Annotated in this window: 17 protein-coding genes; 6 read left to right on the top strand and 11 right to left on the bottom strand. The window is 64.2% G+C overall.

Annotated features, from left to right (window positions below; all coding sequences use genetic code 11):
• Window positions 1-77: 77 nt before the first annotated feature.
• On the bottom strand, window positions 78-1,022 hold the full coding sequence (locus tag IEW01_RS06260; protein WP_188526774.1) for a serine hydrolase domain-containing protein: 945 nt from the start codon (window positions 1,020-1,022) through the stop codon (window positions 78-80).
• A 949-nt stretch (window positions 1,023-1,971) separates the two neighbouring features.
• Here IEW01_RS06260 and IEW01_RS06255 point away from each other — a divergent pair.
• Window positions 1,972-3,102, top strand: a complete 1,131-nt coding sequence (locus IEW01_RS06255) for a TadE/TadG family type IV pilus assembly protein (protein WP_188526773.1) — start codon at window positions 1,972-1,974, stop codon at window positions 3,100-3,102.
• A gap of 592 nt (window positions 3,103-3,694) precedes the next feature.
• On the opposite strand, the gene hemN is transcribed toward IEW01_RS06255, so the two are convergent.
• The 9 genes from hemN to IEW01_RS06210 all read right to left on the bottom strand — a co-directional run bounded on the left by hemN (window position 3,695) and on the right by IEW01_RS06210 (window position 11,999).
• A complete protein-coding gene (gene hemN, locus IEW01_RS06250) occupies window positions 3,695-5,050 on the bottom strand; it encodes an oxygen-independent coproporphyrinogen III oxidase (protein WP_188526772.1) in 1,356 nt (451 codons plus the stop codon).
• Window positions 5,051-5,198: 148 nt separating this feature from the next.
• Window positions 5,199-5,867 carry an NnrU family protein gene (locus IEW01_RS06245; protein WP_188526771.1) on the bottom strand — a complete coding sequence of 223 codons (669 nt, stop codon included), beginning with the start codon at window positions 5,865-5,867 and terminating at the stop codon, window positions 5,199-5,201.
• Window positions 5,864-7,033 (bottom strand): NnrS family protein, encoded by a 1,170-nt coding sequence (locus IEW01_RS06240; protein ID WP_229738118.1) that lies wholly within the window; start codon window positions 7,031-7,033, stop codon window positions 5,864-5,866. The genes IEW01_RS06245 and IEW01_RS06240 overlap by 4 nt, the downstream gene beginning before the upstream one ends.
• 23 nt (window positions 7,034-7,056) lie before the next feature.
• Window positions 7,057-7,323, bottom strand: a complete 267-nt coding sequence (locus IEW01_RS06235) for an NnrT protein (RefSeq protein WP_188526769.1) — start codon at window positions 7,321-7,323, stop codon at window positions 7,057-7,059.
• Window positions 7,320-7,496 carry a protein NnrT gene (locus tag IEW01_RS06230; protein ID WP_188526768.1) on the bottom strand — a complete coding sequence of 59 codons (177 nt, stop codon included), beginning with the start codon at window positions 7,494-7,496 and terminating at the stop codon, window positions 7,320-7,322. The genes IEW01_RS06235 and IEW01_RS06230 overlap by 4 nt, the downstream gene beginning before the upstream one ends.
• A 1-nt stretch (window position 7,497) precedes the next feature.
• Window positions 7,498-9,387: a VWA domain-containing protein gene (locus tag IEW01_RS06225; RefSeq protein ID WP_188526767.1), complete on the bottom strand. Its 1,890-nt coding sequence runs from the start codon at window positions 9,385-9,387 to the stop codon at window positions 7,498-7,500.
• Window positions 9,387-10,181, bottom strand: coding sequence for a CbbQ/NirQ/NorQ/GpvN family protein (locus IEW01_RS06220; protein WP_188526766.1), 795 nt, complete (start codon window positions 10,179-10,181; stop codon window positions 9,387-9,389). Before IEW01_RS06220 ends, IEW01_RS06225 begins: the two co-directional genes overlap by 1 nt.
• Window positions 10,182-10,184: 3 nt before the next feature.
• Window positions 10,185-11,534, bottom strand: a complete 1,350-nt coding sequence (locus IEW01_RS06215; protein ID WP_188526765.1) for a cbb3-type cytochrome c oxidase subunit I — start codon at window positions 11,532-11,534, stop codon at window positions 10,185-10,187.
• A 12-nt stretch (window positions 11,535-11,546) separates the two neighbouring features.
• Window positions 11,547-11,999, bottom strand: coding sequence for a c-type cytochrome (locus tag IEW01_RS06210; protein ID WP_188526764.1), 453 nt, complete (start codon window positions 11,997-11,999; stop codon window positions 11,547-11,549).
• Between the two features lie 121 nt (window positions 12,000-12,120).
• Between IEW01_RS06210 and IEW01_RS06205 the strand changes: the two genes are divergently transcribed.
• The gene (locus tag IEW01_RS06205) at window positions 12,121-12,333 is read left to right on the top strand and encodes a DUF1858 domain-containing protein (protein WP_188526763.1); all 213 of its coding nucleotides are present in this window, start codon (window positions 12,121-12,123) and stop codon (window positions 12,331-12,333) included.
• Between the two features lie 6 nt (window positions 12,334-12,339).
• Here IEW01_RS06205 and IEW01_RS06200 read toward each other — a convergent pair whose 3' ends face one another.
• Window positions 12,340-13,056: a Crp/Fnr family transcriptional regulator gene (locus tag IEW01_RS06200; protein WP_438810817.1), complete on the bottom strand. Its 717-nt coding sequence runs from the start codon at window positions 13,054-13,056 to the stop codon at window positions 12,340-12,342.
• A gap of 156 nt (window positions 13,057-13,212) precedes the next feature.
• Between IEW01_RS06200 and IEW01_RS06195 the strand changes: the two genes are divergently transcribed.
• The 4 genes from IEW01_RS06195 (at window position 13,213) to IEW01_RS06180 (ending at window position 17,159) form a co-directional block, all read left to right on the top strand.
• Window positions 13,213-13,644: a pseudoazurin gene (locus IEW01_RS06195; RefSeq protein WP_188526762.1), complete on the top strand. Its 432-nt coding sequence runs from the start codon at window positions 13,213-13,215 to the stop codon at window positions 13,642-13,644.
• Between the two features lie 59 nt (window positions 13,645-13,703).
• The gene (gene nirK, locus IEW01_RS06190; RefSeq protein ID WP_188526761.1) at window positions 13,704-14,921 is read left to right on the top strand and encodes a copper-containing nitrite reductase; all 1,218 of its coding nucleotides are present in this window, start codon (window positions 13,704-13,706) and stop codon (window positions 14,919-14,921) included.
• A 162-nt stretch (window positions 14,922-15,083) separates the two neighbouring features.
• Window positions 15,084-15,698: a formylglycine-generating enzyme family protein gene (locus tag IEW01_RS06185; protein WP_229738116.1), complete on the top strand. Its 615-nt coding sequence runs from the start codon at window positions 15,084-15,086 to the stop codon at window positions 15,696-15,698.
• Window positions 15,699-16,091: 393 nt separating this feature from the next.
• Window positions 16,092-17,159 carry a hypothetical protein gene (locus IEW01_RS06180; protein WP_188526759.1) on the top strand — a complete coding sequence of 356 codons (1,068 nt, stop codon included), beginning with the start codon at window positions 16,092-16,094 and terminating at the stop codon, window positions 17,157-17,159.
• Window positions 17,160-17,213 lie beyond the last annotated feature (54 nt).

Below are 17,213 nucleotides of genomic sequence, written 5' to 3'. Positions count from 1 at the left end.
ATTCGATCAGGGCCGCGCCGGAAGGCGGCGGACTCGCGACGGAGGGCTATCCGCAAAGACAGACCGGCCGCAGATCGCTATCGGGCCAGCGCATCGAAGGTCCAGTCGGTGTCAGCATCGGCCGAAGCGCTGAGCATGATCGCGAGCGCGCCGCTGTCGAGGTCAAGCCGGACATCGGAGGAAAAGCCCAGATCCCCTCCGGAATGGCCGACGATCTCGTCGTCCACCTCGATCCCCATGCCGTAGCCCTCGTCGTGCGGATCGTGAAGAAACTCCCTCATCATCGCGCGCGGCAAGAGAGACCTTTCGAGGAACAGCGCGTGGTAAAATCGGGCCAGGTCGTTGGCCGAGGCGATCACGCCGCCATCGCCGAAGCCTTGCGACATGTAATAGGCGCGATAATGCTTCCCGTCCTCGTGGCCGTTCGGGATGCTGTCCGGCAGCGGGGCCGAACCGAACACGAAAGACCCGGTCATCCCGGCTGGGCCGATCACGAGACGATCCATGGCTGCGGCGTATGTCGCGCCGGTCACCTCTTCGAGGATCAGGCCGAGCAGCACGTAATTGGTGTTGGAATAATCAAAGCCCTGCCCCGGCGGAAACAATTGCGTTTCGCCATAGGCGTAGCTGAGGGCGGTGAGCGGGTTTTGCACGGCCCCCGGATCTTCGAGGGCATCCTCGATATAGGCGTCGTCAAGATAATCGGGCAGCCCGCTGGTCATGGTCAGGAGATGGCGGAGCGTGACATCGGAAAGTTCGGGCAGACCCGACAGGACTTCGTCAGGCAAATGCGCGGTGAACCCGCCATCGAGGGTGAGCTTTCCATCGGCGACGAGGCGCAGCACCGCAACCGCGGTCATGGTCTTGCCGATCGAGGCGATCGCGAAAGGCGTGTCCGGGGAGGCTCCACCTTCCACGGCGATGGAAACGGTGCCGTCGGCCTCAAGATATTGAACCGAAGCGATTTCGTCGGCGTGGGCCAACACGGGCAGCAGAAGCGCGAGGACGGCGAACCGGATCACTGGGTGACCGCTGGCGGCTTGGAGCCCGGCGCGCCGGATGAAAAGCCTGCTCCTGAGGTCATGTCTCCCCCCTTGCCCCGCGTGAGTGACCGCGAGACGTCAAGATCAACTGATTTTCTGCCACGGATCAAGTGTTTCGCTCGGCAAGTGACATTGGGGGCCGTTGGAGCGCCAAGCAACACAACGGGCGCAGGTTACGGCTGCATGAAAACTCAGTGGCAGGACATGCCCGATCTGCCGGAACCACCCGACCGACCGCGACCTCAGCACCACCACGGTGAAACGCCGGATCAAGACCGCTGCCATCATGCGCGCGGACGGCTGGAAGTCGGTAAACGTGCTCGCGCGCTATCTTGAGAAGGCCGAGCATAATGTCTGGGGGTGAGGGAGGCGCGTCGAAACGGGCTGCCTCCCTCACCTTGTGGACGAACCGGACTCGCTCGCAGAGGTCCAGTCCCCCTCGACGGCATCGCACCCTGCGCTTGCATTGGAGACCAAAAGAACACGCGAACGTCTTTGGACCCAAATTCTGATTTTCGAAGGCGCGGCAAAAACCGCTTGCGGTCGTGCGGTTGCGCAACCTTTTGGATCGGCCCTTGGATCAGGTCTCTGCGTCGTCAGAGACGCGGCATGGCCAGCCCATCTGGGCAGTTCTTGGCGGGCGCGAAGCATGATAGTGTCCGCCGATCGACATTCATTGGATTCCATACCTTTGGCTTTTTCAGCCCAGAAAAGATCGGAGATGAATGTGGATCATGAATTGCGCTTTGACGGTCGCTGACGGTCTGGAAGTCCGTTTCTCGACGGAGTTGGCAAGCGCAGCATTTTACGCTCGCGAAATGCAACCCGGCTGAAAGCTTCGGATCAGCGCCAACATCTTCGAAGCCTGATCCAGGAAAATTTCTTGATATCTGCCCCAATCACACGAACGAAACCAAGGATAATCGGAATGCCCGTGCGGTTCGCCAAAATAGCAAGACATCTCGCGGCCAACACCAAAGGTGGCGTTGCGGTTATCGTGGCCTTGTCTCTCCCGGTCATTCTGGGCTTTGGGGCCCTGGCGCTCGAATATGGAGCAGCCCTTGGGGTGAAATCGGAGAATCAGCGGACGTCCGATATCGCGGCGTTTGCGGCGGCTTTCGCGTACAAGAATACAATGTCAGGTGAAAAGGCGGCGGCTGCAACAGCCGCCGCAGAGGCCGTCGCGTCCTTGAATGGCGTGTCATCCGGCATCACTGTCAGCTTTGATGACCCCGCGGACGCAACATATGTCGATGTGGACATTTCCGAGGATAGACCGGTTTACTTGTCACGCCTCATCCGCCGCAACGACAGCGTGACAATCAACACGACGTCGCGAGTGTCTCTGGGGGACGCAGGCTTCACGCCGTGCGTTCTGTCTCTTGGAGACTTCAAGCATGACGGATTCACCGTGCACGGTAACGCGGGGACGTATAATGTGACGGGCTGCGGCATCGGATCGAATGGCGCGTTCGAGGCGACCGGGGTATTCATCGACACGCGCTGTGCGGCGCCAAGCTTCAACAAATCCGATGCATGCGCAGAACAGACGATACAAGGCGGCTTCACCGATCCCCTTGCCGACATCACGAATTGGCCGAATGACTCCACCGATGACGCCGTGTGTGATTTTACCGGATCCCTCCTGAGCGACCTGTCGACAAATGTCGGTGGCGAGGACTACCAGCTCAAGCCGGGGGTGCTGTGCGTGAGTGAATCTTCAGACAAGTTCGACTCCGTTTTTTCCGATCCTTACGGAAGCGGCAACACGCTGATCGTCAAGGCAGGCGTTCATTTGAAGATGAGCGGTGGCGAGCAAAGCTTTTCCGTGACGCCTTCAACAAGTGGCAATTTTGCAGGGGTGGGAATGTACGCTCCAATGTCTGACGTAACCACCAGCGGAAACGCGTCATTTTCGATTGATGGGTTGAGCTGTTTTGGCCTTGTTGTGAACTCCATGACGTTCAACGGCAATGTGACGTTGAACGCTGAATGCGACAAAGACGATATCAACTTCGGCGCTGGCAGTAATGCTGGCCAACCACGGCTCATTCGGTAGTGACGTGGTCCCGGATTCCAGGGGCTTTTGGGCTTCGACAACTCCGCTCAACTTGCCCGGCCATCACGTCTGGATCAGAGCGCGCCCGAGGTTGCTCGGACGAAGGTCCGAGGGGCTGCTATCCCCGAGCGAGTGGACGATGGCAGCTGGCTCTGGGCGGCCCTGCCTGAGCGGCGGCAATGCGCAGGAACCCGGCTTTGCAAGGCCCCATTTTTTTCCACACCCGCTGAACCCATCCCGCCCATTGGCGGGATCCGGCTGCGTGTCCGTCTCCGCCGTGAATTCACCGGGAAGCGAGCGTTCATCACAAACGCTTCGGTCTTATTTGAATGAGGTCGGCATCGCGGGATATTGCAGCCAATCGATGTTCCGGCACATGTGACCGGTTTGCGGATTGTCACGATCGCACGGCTTGAAGCATCTGCCACTGTTTCGAACGCAGGGTTTCATGCCAACGACGCCGGGAGGGAACGTGCAGCCGGTCCACTGGCCGGCGGCGGCCGCGCCCGACCTCTCACTGTCCTGATGACCGGCACGGTGCGCGGGCGACTTCGCCGCGGACCAGCTCATCAGCCGATCCGGGGGGCGGCCGTCACGAGGCCTGGCTGTAACGCGCTCCGTTGGCGATATAGGCGTCATAGGCGCTGGCGATGATCCGGGTCAGGGGTTTGCCCTCGGGCTGAATCGACAGCGATCCTTCCTCCATGACCACGTAATCGGCATATTGTGCCGCCACCAGCGAGTGGGTCGGGTCCAGCCGCGAGGCCGCTGGTCCGAAGTCCCGCTCGAGCGCCGCGCGGTCGATGCGGAAATCGCACATCAGCATTTCGATCGCCCGGCCGCGCAACCTGTCGTCCTCCGTCAGGACGTGCCCCTTGGTTCCCGCGAGGATGCCGGCGGCAACCCGCTGCGAATAGGCCGCCGTTGCGGGCGCGTTCTGCAGGTAGCCGCCGGGCAGTCGCGAGATCGACGAGGCGCCAAGGCCGATCAGCGTCGCGCAGTCGTCGGCGGTGTAGCCCTGGAAGTTGCGCCGGAGCCTGCCTTCCTGCTGCGCGCGGGCCAGGTCGTCCTCTGCCTTGGCGAAATGGTCGATGCCGATCGGGGTCATCCCGGCCGCCTCGAAACGCGCACCGGCAAGCCGGGCGAGCGCATGGCGCGCGTGATCGCCGGGCAACGCGGCCTCGTCGATCAGCTTCTGGCGTTTCGACATCCACGGCACATGCGCATATCCAAACAGCGCCACGCGGTCCGGGTCGAGTGTCAGCACCTTGGCGACCGTGTCGGCCTGACGGGCCTGGCTCTGGTGCGGCAGGCCGTAGACCAGGTCGGTGTTGAGCGAGGTGACACCGGCGGCGCGCAGATCGTCGACACAGGCGCGCGTGACATCGAAAGGTTGCTCGCGTCCGATCGCCGCCTGAACCACGGGGTCGAAATCCTGAATGCCGATCGAGGCCCGGTTCATGCCCTGCTCGGCAAGGGCCGCGATCTTGGCGCGATCCACCATGGTCGGGTCGATCTCGACCGAGAACTCCCAGTCTTGGATTGGCGGAAAAACCCGCTTCACGGCTTCAGCGAGGCGGTGGATCATCTGGGGCGGCAGGATGGTGGGTGTGCCGCCCCCCCAATGCAGACGCCCCATGCGCAGGTCTTCGGGGATCGTGTCGCGCACGATGGCAAGTTCTGCTTCGAGGGCGTCGAGATAGCTTTCCACCGGGCTCAGCGTCTTGGTGCCCTGCGTCCGGCAGGCACAGAACCAGCAGAGCCGTTCGCAAAACGGAATGTGGAGATAGACCGAAACGGCCTCGGCCGGGTCAAGACCGGCCAGGGCTTCGTGCTGGAACGCCGCGCCGGTCTTCGTGGAGAACACCGGCGCGGTTGGATAAGACGTGTAGCGGGGCACCCGGGCGTCAAAGAGGCCGAGGGATTCGAGGCGTTCGATCTGTTTCATGCCCTCCACATGCGCCCAAGGGCGCCGGTGGACTTTGCGCCGCGACAAACTCGTCGGTGTTTTCGCGACACCGCGCCGGATGGCAGGACGAGGAACCCTGCCCCGTCACCGAGCCACGCCGCGGACGGGGATCGCGGGTTTTCCCGGTTCAGATCGCCGAGACGCCGATCACGTAAGGGTGCGCCCAGAGCAGGCCCAGGAAGGCGCCCAGACCGATCACGACGCGCAGGATCAACCAGGGCCACGACCCCGGCACATGCAGCCTTGGCCCCGCGCGGCGCAGGTCATCCAGAGCGCGCCACCGCGCTTCGCCCAGCACACGCCGCTTGCGCCGGTCGATCAGGCCGCGGCCGGCGATCGCGAACAGGCCCAGCACGCCGAACAGGATGACATGGGCCAGATCCCCGTTCGGCACGAGATGGACACCGGCCCAAAGCGCAAGCGCGGCGAGGATCGGGTGGCGCGTCCAGCGCGTGATCCCGGGCCGCGTGGGATCGTATCGGTCGTTCCCTGACCCTCCGAACGAAAACGGGTTGGGCCGCGCGATGCTGAGCGCCAGAAGCAGGCAGACCGTGAGCATGCCGAGGTGCGTCACGTGCCGCTGCCATGACATCTGGGGCCAGAGCTGGACGTAAGGCGCCTCGCCGGCCGACCAGATCAGGAGCGTGAGCATCGCAAGCGACAGGATCGAATATCCCACCCCGAATCCCCGCGCCCCGAATGCTGCGGTCAGGCGCGATTTCACCCCCGGCCGCACGGGGATCGAGTGGGTCAGGAAGAACGCCGCGAAGACGGCGGCAAAGCCGGCCCAGCTCATCGGTTCTTCTCCGGCCTCGGGCGCAGCAGCAAGGGGCCGTAGACCACGGCGAAGCCTGCGAACGCGGCGAGCCACAAGAGCCCCGACACGTAGCTCAAATCGGGATACACCGACGCCCAGAAACGCGCGATCGCCGCTGCGAAAAGGCACAGGTAGATGGCCACCGTCGCCCGCCCCGCGACCAGCGCCCGCCCCGCATGTCCCAGCGTCGCCCGTGTCATCACCGCCAGCGTCATCGCGCCGATCCCCCCCGCCATCCACAGGTGCTGCGCGCCGGCGGTGCCGGGATTGCCGAAGAGCTGGTCGAGCCCGAGAGCGAAGGCGCCCAGCGGAATGAACCCGTAGGAAACATGCAGCGCCCAGACCAGCGGCTCGCCGAGCACGCGATGCCCCTGCCACCGGGCCAGGCGGGCCAGGTGCAGGAAGCCGAGCGCCACCAGCGCCGCTCCGGTGATGTACGCGAAGGGCCAGACGACCCAGAGCAGGAGCACCGGCAGGCTCAGCAAGAGCACCAGCTTGTCGAAGCGCTGCATCGGCGGTGCCGGGCGCGCTGGCATGTTCTCGCGCGCCAGCCAGTTGCGCGTGAAGGACGGAATGATGCGCCCGCCGATCACGGCGATCATCATGACCGCCGTCGCGACCCCCAGCCGAAGGCCGATACCGTGCGCGGCGTAGTCGCCGTTCAGCGCCTCCAGGTGGAAAAGGGCGTTCGCGATGGTGAAGACAGCCAGCAGCGCCAGAACGGTCAGGTTATGCCAGTTCTTCCCGGCGATGATCTCGCGCAGGATCAATGCGCCCAACAACAGCGGAAACGCGAGATCGACGACCGGCGCGACCGCGAGAGGCAGGCCGGCCGAGACCATCACCGCGATGCGGCCGGCGACCCAGAGAGCAAACAGGCCGGCCAATCGCCAACCCACCATCGGCAGGCGCCCGGTCCAGTTCGGCACCGCCGTCAGCAGGAAGCCCGCGAGAACGGCGCCGAGATAGCCGAAGAGAAATTCATGCGCGTGCCATGACGCGTGATCAAACCGCGTCGGCAGCTCGATCCCGCCCAGCAAGGTCGCCAGCCACAGGAGCATGGCCACGACCAGCCAGATCGGCCCGAACAGAAAGAAGGGGCGAAACCCGAAGCTGAACAGCGCCGGCCCCTGCCAGGCGCGCATTTGCTCTGCCGATGTCTGTGCCATTACCGGTCTCCATACCCTTGGTGCTGCGTCTTGGGAACCGTGCCGTCGGCCACGTCCATCAGGTGGCGGATGTGGCGGGCGAAGTACCACGTGGCCGGCGCGCCGATGACGCAGCCGATCGCGATCGACCACGTGGTTGACGCGACAGGCCCCCCGACCCAGCTGAAGATCAGCGAGGCGAAGAACACGTTGACCGCCGCCGCCCCTGCCCCAAACGGGTAAAGCGCGAAGGCGATCCGGGTCGTGGACCACCCCTGCCCGGTCACTTGCGCGCCACGAGCCGCTGGACCAGCACGAGCGCCGCGATCAGCGCGACGCTGCTCAATGCGAACCAGAACTCCGCGGTGGCGGACTGGGACTGCGGAATGGGCCGGTCGAAGCTCTTGGCCAGTGTCGGGGATGCCAGCACGGTTGCAAGGATCGAGGTGAGAATACGCATGTCAGGTCTCCTGTGTCAGCGTGCGGTAGATGTCGGGCAGTGACTTGGTCAGGCGCTCGGGGTGCGGCAGCAGGGTGAAACCGCCACGGCCGAAGATCCGCGCGAACCAGTCCTGCCCGTCCTCGTCGATGATGATGCCATGCAGGCTCTGCCCAGCGTTGCGGGCTTCGCGGACAGCCTTGTGACTGTCTTCGATGCCGTGCTGGCCCTCGTAATGGTCGAGATCGTTGGGCTTGCCGTCGGTCAGGACGATCAGCAGCTTTCGCGCGCTGGGGGCTTCGGCCAGTTGCGCGCTCACATGGCGGATGGCGGCGCCCAGCCGGGTGTAATGGCCGGGTTTCAACGCGCCGATATTGGCGGTGATCTCGGGCGACATCGGGTCCTTGAAATCCTTGCAGCGGGTCAGGAACACCCGGTCGCGGCGCAGCGACGAAAACCCCCAGATCGCAAGCCGGTCCCCCGCGGCGTCGATCCCGCCGGCCAGCGCCGCCATCGCCTCGCGGGCGACCTCGATCACCGAGGTGTCGCCGATGCTGGCCTCGGTCGAGCGCGAGGTGTCGATCAGGAAGGCCACCGACAGATCCCGCTCGGTTTGCCGCGCCGATTGCCAGATACGGTCGGAGCCGCGCCCTGTCGCCATCAGATCGGCACGCGCGGTCAGCAACGCATCGAGATCAAGCTCGGTGCCGTCGACCTGGCGCGGCTGCAGGATGCGGCGCGGGCGCAGCGCCTCGAACTGGCGGCGCACTTCGCGCATCCGGCGTTCGTCCGGCACGAAGGGCGGGCCTTCGGGCCTGGCAGGTGTATCCAGCACGCGGCAATGGCCTTCCATGTAGCTGCGCGACCGGTGGTTCCATTCGGGGTATGTATGCTCTCCGGCCAAGGCCTCGTGATCGGCATCGGCGGGCGACAGGTCGAGATGCAGGCGCAGCCGCGTAGCCGCCTTGCGGTCCTGTTTCGAAAGGGTGATCTCGTCCTGGTCGTCCGCCGCCTTCTGGGCGTTCTCGTCGTCGTCATCGTCGACGCTGCGGTTGATGTTCATCGACTCGACCCAGGACAGGATCGATTCAAACCGGTGGATGATGAAGCTGTCCTTGCGGTTGTGCTGGTCCTGATCCTTGCGCTTGCCCAGCTTGCGGGTGGTGTGGGCCGCGTTGGGCGGCGGGGCCGCCGGTTCGGCCCGTTCCTCCCCTGCCGCCTTGCCCGAGGACGGCTGGGCAAAGCGCAACCAGATCGGCACCGGGGCGAACGGCATGTAGGCCTTGGCGACCGGGTCCGCCGTCAGCATCGGGGAAGCGCCGCCGAGCTGGTCGCGGATGGCGCTTTCGAAGATCGCCTCCTGGCGTGGCCGCACGATGTCGAACCGGGCGTCTAGGCAGCGTTGCGCCATCTCCGTGTAGGAGGCGCGCAAGCCCGGACAGGCGGCGTAGACCGCATCGGAGGCCGCGACGTTGGCCCGGATCTGGGCGCAGTCCTGCAAGGGGCCATCGCCGTCCAGGTCGTCACTGTCGAGCGCGCTGTTGGCGGCCATGGCAGTCAGCCAGAAATAGGCCGCCCGGTTCAGGTCCGGGTCTGGAAAGGCGGCGAGAAACGGCGGCAGGGTGAGCCGTTCGCCGTCGAAACCCGCCACCCATTCGCGGTCCCGCTCCGCCCCCAGCTTGCGGCGCAGGGGGCGGCGGTGGCGCGCCAGCGTCGGCGCGGCCTCGGCCAGTTCGACACCCGCCGCGCCGCCCAACGCGCGAAACAGGACGGCAAGGCTGGGCCGGACCGAGGCCAGCGACACGGCCGCCTCGGGATAGCTGACCTCCGCCCCGATCCGGCTGGCCATGTCGTGCCAGATGTGTCCGACCGTTTCTTCCGGGTCCATCAGATCGAGAAGGTGCATGGTCATTACCCGTAGATCGTCGCGATCAGGTCGCGCAGCGCCTGCTGCACGTCCGGCTCGTCGCTCAGCGGCTCGATGACGGCGGCCTCCAGCGCCTGCTCGACCCCCATGGACCCGGCGATCAAGGTTGCCGCGTAGGTCAGAAGCCGGGTCGAGACGCCCTCTTCCAGGTCCATGCCCGACAGGTTGCGAATGGACTGGGCCAAGCGCACCAACGGGGCCACCCGCGCCGGATCCAGCCGGCTTTCCCGGGCGACGACGGCGATCTCGGTCTCGGCATCGGGAAAGTCGAACGAGATCGACAGGAACCGCTGCCGCGTCGAGGGCTTCAGCCGTTTGAGCACGTTCTGGTAGCCGGGGTTGTAGCTGGCCACCAACATGAAGTCGCGGGGTGCGACGAGCTCTTCGCCGGTGCGGTCGATCATCAGCGTGCGGCGCGTGTCGGTCAGCGGGTGCAGCACCACGGTGACGTCCTTGCGCGCCTCGACCACCTCGTCGAGATAGCAGATGCCCCCTTCGCGCACCGCGCGGGTGAGCGGCCCATCGACCCAGACGGTCTCGCCCCCCTTGAGAAGGTAGCGCCCGATCAGGTCCGCCGCCGACAGGTCGTCGTGACAGGCCACGGTATAGAGCGGCTTGCCCAGGCGCGCCGCCATGTGCTCGACGAAGCGGGTTTTGCCGCAGCCGGTCGGCCCCTTCAGAAGAAGGGGCAAACCGTGGTCATAGGCCGTTTCGAACAACTCGCATTCGCGGCCGGTGGGGTGATAGAACGGCAGGGTTGGCGAGACTTGCATGTTCATCGCTTATTCCCCCGGAACGCGGTTGGCGGCACCGGGCGTGATAACCTCGGATTTGCGCACAACCAGCGTGGAATAGATGAACAGGATCGCACCGATCACCACGGCCAGTCCGGCCCCCCAGCGCATCAGGTAGAACACCGACAGGCTGTCCTGCACTTCCATGTAGTAGTCACCGACGACGCGCTGCATATGCGTCTGGATGGTGCCCGCGAAGGTCAGCACGAAGGTCATGAAGGCCATGCCGCCGGTCATCAGCCAGAAGGACGCCATGTTGAGCACCTGATTGTAGGGCGCGCGTTGACGCAGCATCGGCATCGCGTAGGTGAAGACCGCGAGGTTCAGGGCCACGTAGGCGCCGTAGAAGGCAAGGTGCCCGTGGGCGGCGGTGATCTGCGTGCCGTGGCTGTAGAAGTTCACCCCGTGCAGCGTGTGCAGGAAGCCCCAGACACCGGCGCCGAAGAAGGCCACGGTGGACGACCCCAGCGACCACAGCAGCGCCGCCTTGTTGGGGTGGTTCCTGCGGCCCTTCCAGACCATGACGAAAGCGAACGACATCATCAGGAAGAACGGGATCACCTCGAAGGTCGAGAAGATCGAGCCAACCCACTGCCAGTAGCCCGGCAGGCCGATCCAGTAGAAGTGGTGCCCGGTGCCGAGGATGCCCGAGAAAAGGGCGGTGGCGACGATGACGTAGAGCCACTTTTCCACCACTTCGCGGTCAACGCCGGTCAGCTTGAGGAGCAGGAAGGCCAGGATCGCCGCCATCACCAGTTCCCAGGTCGCCTCGACCCAGAGGTGCACGACGAACCACCAGTACATCTTGTCCAGCGACAGGTTGTCGGGGTTGATGAAGGCAAAGACCCAGAGCAGCGACAACAGCCACAGCCCCAGCAGGAGCACGTTGGTGATCGCGGTCTTCTTGCCTGCAAGCACGGTCATCGACACGTTAAGCAGGAACATGAGCGCGGCCACGAGGATGCCGAACTTGACCCAGAGCGGCTGTTCGAGGAACTCGCGCCCTCCGTGGATGCCGACAAGGTAGGAGCCGACGGCCCCGAGCGCGCCGACGACGAGGATGATCAACTGCAAATAGGCCAGTTTGGGCGACCATATCTCGCGTTCCGATTCCTCGGGAATTAGGAAATAGGCAGCGCCGAAGAAGCCCAGCAGAAGCCAGACGATCAGCGCGTTGGTGTGGATCATGCGGATGACGCTGAAGGGCACGATCTCGGCCAGGAAATTCGGCGAGACGTAGACCCAGCCCGCCAGCAGACCGCCCAGCACCTGGATGGCAAACAATGCGAGCGCGGCGAGGAAGTACCAGTACGCCACTTTCTGAGATTGGTATTTCATCGGTTTGCCTCCTTAACCGGCGTCGTTGGGCGGCCAGCCCTGCGTGTCTGTCTGATCGGCCCAGCGCAGGAATTCCGCGAGACCGCGAATGTCTTCGTCGCTGAGATTGAAGTTCGGCATTTGGCGCCGGCCTTCTACGCCGCTGGGTTGGCTCTCCATCCAGCTCTTGAGGATTTCGAACGCGTCCTCTGGGCTGTCCTGCACCCCCCAGCGGGTCATCACGTTGCCGACCTCGGGGGCGAAATAGGCGCCCTCGCCATGCAGGCTGTGACAGTTGATGCAGGAGTTCTCCTCCCACACATGCTTGCCGTGAACGACCTCCTCGCTCAGCGGCATGCCCGCTGTCGATGCGTTCACCACGTATCGGTGGGAATGGACGGTCATCCCCACGAAGATCACGACAAAGAAGATCGAGCCTCCGTAGAAGATGTTGCGCGCCCGCGATTTCGTTAAGATTTCAGCCATGCTTCGGCCTCCTGGAATTCGGGATGACCCCGTCCTAGGCAGGCTGGAGGCGGCGAAGTTTGCGCCAGCGCAACGTTTGGCGCGATTGAGGCTCTAGGGTTGAGCGGGAAAGGAGCCTGCCATGCGCGCCCCCCGACTGGACGATCCGGACCTGCCGCTGGCGGACCTGATGACCCACTGGCCGGCAACGGTCCCGGTCTTCGTGCGTCACAGGATGCTGTGCGTCGGGTGCCTGATCAGCCCGTTCCACACGGTCACCGATGCCTGCGCCGAGTACCACCTGGATGAAGAGCTGTTTCTCGCCGAATTGCGCATCGCCGCCGACGCACAATAATGCCGCTCAGCCTTGGCCGAGAAGCACCAGCGCGTGCGGATCGCACACGGTGATGCGCTTGCGTTTGCTCAGCACCAGCCCGCGCTTTTCCCAGCCGCTCAACAGGCGGCTCACGGTGTGAAGCGTGGTTGCCGTCAGTTCCGAAAGGTCGTGGCGGGTGATCGGGAAATCGATCTCGATCCCGCCCTCGACCTTGCGTCCGGTCTGGTTGATCAGGCGCAGGAGCGCGTTGGCGACGCGCTGTTCCACCTGTTGGGTGGCCAGCTCCACGATCCGCGTGTTCATTTCGCCCACCCGGTGGCCCAGGGTCTTGTAGGTCTCGGTGGCGAACCCGTCATACTCGGCGACGAAGGTGTCCCACAGCCGCGTTGGCCAGCTGAGAACAATCGATTCGGTCGCCGTCATCGCCGTTGCCGGGTAGGTGACGCGCCCGAGCGCACGCGCGATGCCGAGCAGTTGGCCTGCCGGAATATGCAGCGCGGTCACCTGCTCGCCCGTCGGCGTGATGCGGATGACGCGGACATAGCCGTCGAGCAACATATAGAAGCGCTCGGCGGGATGCCCCTCTTCGAAGATCGCGACCCCGGAATCGTAACGGCGCGAGGTTGCCTGATCCAGAATCGTGCGGATCTGCCGTTTCTCGAGGCGCGAGAACGGCGGCAGGTGCGTCAGCAGGCTTTCATCAAGCCGCGGCAGGGTCTTGCGAGAAGCAGGTTCGTTCATGGCGAATCTCTTGCCACAGATCGGATGCCAAGACCACGGCCAGATCATCCGGCGACGCGGCGGCAATCGTGCGGAAGTTTGCTCCAGAGCAAATTCCGACGCCGCACAATGAATAGTCTTCAGGTCAAGCAATCAAGCGATCTGAAAGGACAAGACATGATCCGCACATTGGCAACCAGCCTCGCACTCGCCACCCTGATGGGCACATCCGCCTTCGCGGAAACCTTCGAAGTCCAGATGTTGAACAAGGGATCGGACGGCGAACGCATGGTGTTCGACCCGGCCTTCGTTCAGGCCGCCCCCGGCGACACGATCAGGTTCGTGGCCGGCGACAAGAGCCACAATGCCGAAGTCAACAAGGGCATGCTGCCCGAGGGCGCCGAGGCGTTCGCCGGCAAGGTCAACGAGGAATTCGAAGTCACGCTGGATGTCGAAGGCGTCTACGGCGTGATCTGCAAGCCGCACTACGCCATGGGCATGGTGATGACCATCGCCGTCGGCGACGTCGACGTGCCCGCCGATTTCTTCGAAGGCCGCGTGCCCCCGAAAGCCAAGGCCCGCTTCGAAGCGCAGCTTGGCAATCTCTGACCCTTTTCCGGCGCGCAGGCGCGTTGCCTGCCGCCACACTCAACCCCACGGAGGGAACCATGACCAAATCCATCAACCCCGGCACCGCCAAGACCAGCCGCCGCAACGTGCTGTGGGGCTCCGTTCTTGCCGGCGCCGCCGCGATGACCGGGGCTGGCGCAATGAGCGCGGTGCGCGCACCGAGAATGACCGGCATCAATGCAAGCTCGGCGAAGCTCTACAAGGCCGCGGCGGAGAAAGCGGTCGAAACCACCGCCAAACCGGCGAACCTGTCCGGCTACACCCGCGTGAAGCAGGAACTGGTCGCGCCGCCCTTCGCCCCGGCGCACGAACAGGTTGCAACCGGCGGGCCGAAGATCATCGAGATCACCATGGAAACCACCGAACGCCTGATGGTGGTGGACGAAGACACCGGCGCGTCGGTCTGGGCGCTGACCTTCAATGGCTCGGTCCCCGGCCCCCTGATCATCTGCCACGAGGGCGACATGGTCGAACTGACCCTGCGCAACCCGGCCGACAGCATGATGGAGCACAATATCGACTTTCACGCCTCGACCGGGGCCCTGGGCGGCGGTGGCCTGACCCACGTCTATCCCGGCGAGGAAGCCGTGCTGCGCTGGAAGGCGACCAAACCCGGCTGCTTCACCTATCACTGTGCCCCCGGCGGTGCGATGATCCCCTATCACGTCGCCCACGGCATGAACGGCGCGGTGATGGTGCTGCCGCGCGACGGGCTGAAGGACAAGGACGGCAACCCGCTTCGCTATGACAGCATCGCCTATATCGGCGAGCAGGATTACTACCTGCCGAAAGACGAGAACGGCGAATACAAATACTACGAGACCGCTGGCGATGACTATGCCGACAGTATCGAGGCGATGCGCACCCTGACCCCGACGCATTGCGTCTTCAACGGCGCCGTGGGAGCCCTGACCGGTGAAAACGCGCTGCGAGCCAAGGTCGGTGAAACCGTCCTGATGATCCACAACCAGGCCAACCGGGACTCGCGCCCGCACCTGATCGGCGGACACGGCAACTATGTCTGGGAAGCGTCCTTCACCGAATCCCCGATGCAGGACATGGAAACCTGGTTCGTGCGCGGCGGCTGTGCGGTGGCGGCGATGTACACCTTCGAACAGCCGGGTGTGTACGCCTACGTCAACCACAACCTGATCGAAGGCGTGCTGCTGGGTGCGACCGCGCACTTCGTGGTCGACGGTGAGTGGGACAACGAACTGATGGAACAGGTGGTGGCGCCTCGGGCCTTCTCGACCTGAGCCAGTCCAGCATCCTGAAAGGAACGACCGATGACCGCCGCTGACAGACCTGCACCGCGTTTCAAAACGTCCCTCCGTTTGGTGCTCCTGGGGCTGTTGGCGGCCGTCCCTCTCTGGGGCGCGCTCACGCAGCGCGCCCCAGACCCTGTTTTCAAACCCGTCATGGCGGAGCGACCCGTCGTGCTGCCGGACGGCGCGACGCTGCATGTCCAGCGCCACGAAGTGACGATTGCGGAATGGAACACCTGCCACGCGCAGAAGGCCTGCACCCTGGAACTGCGCGCCCGCGCCGACCAGGACTCCGCCACCACACCGGCAACCGGCCTCAGCTATGTCGACGTGCAGGAATACCTCCGCTGGATCAATGCCGAGACGGGGCATGACTTCCGGCTGCCCACGGCGGATGAATGGGATCTCATGGCGGCCCCGGTGCTGCCCGACGAGCCCGACCCGCTCTTCACCGACCCCTCGCTGAGCTGGGCCTCGTCCTACCTGACCGAAGGCGTGGCGCCACGTGCGCTCAAACCCCAGGGCAGTTTTTCGACCTCACCCGAAGGCATCGCCGATCTGGATGGCAGTGTCTGGGAATGGACGCAAGACTGCTACGCCGGCGTCTCCGAAGGCATCGACCCGGCCCGCTGCCCGGCGTTTTTCGTCGGCGGGGAACACCTTGCCGCGGTGCCCTTCCTGGTCCGCGACCCGGCCCGCGGCGGCTGCGCCGTCGGCACACCGCCTGCGCACCTCGGGATGCGGCTGGTCACCGACGAAGCGTACTGACCGGCACGATCGGCTTGACCTCCGCGGGTTGCGGAACAACGGATCCTGCGCTTGGCTGACGCGGCGGGGTAACGCGGCAGGCAGTGAAACAGCCTTGGCCCAGCTGGGGCAACGCAGAGCCCGCGCGCCTTCAAGATCAACCGAATGTTGGTTTCCCGAGTATCGCCACGGCCACCCAGCACTTGCAGAGCACGTGCAATCCCCGCCCCTTGCGCAGGCGACTTCTGGATCGACGCAGGGCGACACGCACCAAATCGCAGCTTCCAGATCAAAAGATAGGGGCGTTCATACCGACGCCCGCTTTCACAGATGCCTGGCGGCGGTGGATAACTGAACCCGTCGTGTCGGGCCGCCGCGGTTGCGCATGGCCGAAAAGAAAAAGAAAGGTCCGCAATGCATCGTTTCACTTCTGTTTTGGTGGCCCTGAGCCTGAGCACGACCGGCGCTTCCGCGCAATCCGTCCTTGAGCGTGTGCTCGGACAGATCGATGGGGCTTCCAACCTCGCCCAGGTGAATGGGACCTTTGCCAACATCGCGGAAAACATCGGGACGTCGATGATCTCGCCCACGGAAACCGTATTGATAACCGAAAGCCAGGTTGGGTCGCTGTCAAACGCGCCTGGAGACACGCAGCTTTTCCGCACGGGAACCGCACCCATCACTGTGAGCGATATTGGGAAGACATTCACGGCAGGCGACGGCACGGCCGTGGGGAACCAACTTGACCCAGGCCAGAGCATTACCGTGAATGCGGATGGGAGCTTGTCTACGATTGTTCCCGAATCCACGACCCTTATGTTCAGCACACCCGATGGTTTTGTAACACTCCAGCCCGGAGATACCGCTGTTGCGTTTCCCGAAGACGCCAAGGTCTACTTCAAGGAAAATGTAGGTTTTAGCCTGTTTTTGAACGACGCTGGCACAGAATTCTGGGGGTATGATGAAGCGCATTTGGTGTTTTTTGATGTGGTGACCGATATAGATATTTCACCCGGCAGTGTTTCTGAAGTCGGCACCACGATCGACGGTTCGATCACGAACATCGTCACCGGTGTGGCCACGGCGACGGAAGAGGCATTTGCGGGTGTTGCTACTGCAACTGAGTTCACTCTCCCGACCCTTGACCTCGGCGACATGGCCACCACGGCCCTGGGGGCTGTGAACACCGGCGACATCACGCTTGGGGTGAACGCGGCGGTGGATGAGGCCAGCACCAGGTCCACACGCGCCATTTCCGTCACCATGAGGCAGATCGGCGGCGCCGCGGATACCGGCGCGCTGGTGCTGAACGTGGCGAGCAACACTTCCGCGGTGAATGGATCGATCCAGACCACGCTGCTCACCGTGGACGGCTCGATCGGCAACCTGTCGACGACCGCCCTTGGCGCGGTCAACACCGGCACCATCACCTCGGGCGTGAACGCCGCCGTGCAGGGCCTCGTGGGACTGTCGGGGCAGTAACGCCCCCGCCCGGCGCGGACCCGGCATCGCGCGGATGGTCCGCCCGATCTTCCA

The organism is Sinisalibacter lacisalsi (assembly GCF_014640115.1).
Lineage (GTDB): Bacteria > Pseudomonadota > Alphaproteobacteria > Rhodobacterales > Rhodobacteraceae > Sinisalibacter > Sinisalibacter lacisalsi.
This window is presented reverse-complemented; position numbering and strand designations above follow the sequence as displayed.